The 1,080-nt window shown below is 65.2% G+C and carries 1 protein-coding gene; it reads right to left on the reverse strand.

Annotation, left to right across the window (positions count from 1 at the left end):
* Positions 1-997, reverse strand: a 997-nt coding sequence (locus AC1D00_RS42450) for an AMP-binding protein (RefSeq protein ID WP_477014826.1), incomplete at its 3' end; no start/stop codon positions are given.
* Positions 998-1,080 lie beyond the last annotated feature (83 nt).

The following is a 1,080-nucleotide window of genomic DNA, read 5'->3' on the forward strand; positions in this document are numbered from 1 at the left end:
CTTCATGCGCGTCGATGCCGAAGGTCTCGCGCACCCAGCCGAGCAGCTCGCCGCCGAGCGATTCACCGCCGGTGAAAATGCTGCGCAGCTTGACGCCGGAATGTTTCACGCCGGCCTGCCGCATCAGCTTCAGCGCGGTCGGCGGCAGGAAGACGTTGCGGACGGACAGATCGGCCATCATCTGCATCGCCGCCTGCGGCTCGAACTTTCGCGCGCGATGGCCGACGAGCGGGATGCCGTGGTACCAGAATGCGAGCAGGCCGTTGACGAGGCCGCCGATCCAGGCCCAGTCCGCCGGCGTCCACATCAGATCGCCGGGGCGCGGCAGGAAGTTGTGGCACATCTCGACGTTCGGCAGATGACCGAGCACGACGCGATGCGCATGCAGTGCGCCCTTCGGATTGCCCGTCGTGCCCGAGGTGTAGATGATCAGCGCGGGATCGTCGGCCGAGGTGTCGACGGTCGCAAAGTCCTCGGACGCGGTTTCGATCGCCGACCAGAACGGTTTTGCGCCGGCGTGGACGGCGCTGCTCGTGACATAGATGTCCTGCAAATAGGGCAGCCGATCGCGGACCTTCGTGAGCTTCTCCCAGCCCGTCTCATCCGTGATGATCGCCTTCGCTTGCGAATTCGACAGGCGGAATTCCAGCGCGTCCTCGCCGAACAGCGCGAACAGCGGGATCGAGATCAGCCCGGAGCGGAACGCCGCCATATGTGCGATCGGCAGCTCCAGCGATTGCGACAGGAACACCGCGACGCGGTCGCCGCGCGTGAGCCCATCCGCCTTCAGCACGTTGGCGAAGCGGCGCGACATGTCCGCGACCTCGTCGAAGGAGGTGCGCGTGGTGGCGCCGTTCTCGTCGACATAGATCAGCGCAAGGCGACCGGTGCCGTCGGCATGGCGATCGCAGCACGCCTCCGCCATGTTGAAGCGCGCCGGAACGTCCCAGCGGAAGTTGCGATAGAGCTCGTCGTAGGATTTGGCTTCGGTGAGCATGGCTCGACGTTTCCTGACGGCGTCGTCATGGCCGGGCTTGTTCCGGCCATCCACGCACTTGCTTCTTGAGCCTAGTCTAAGCT

The sequence above is a fragment of the Bradyrhizobium sp. P2_E8 genome (assembly GCF_056403875.1).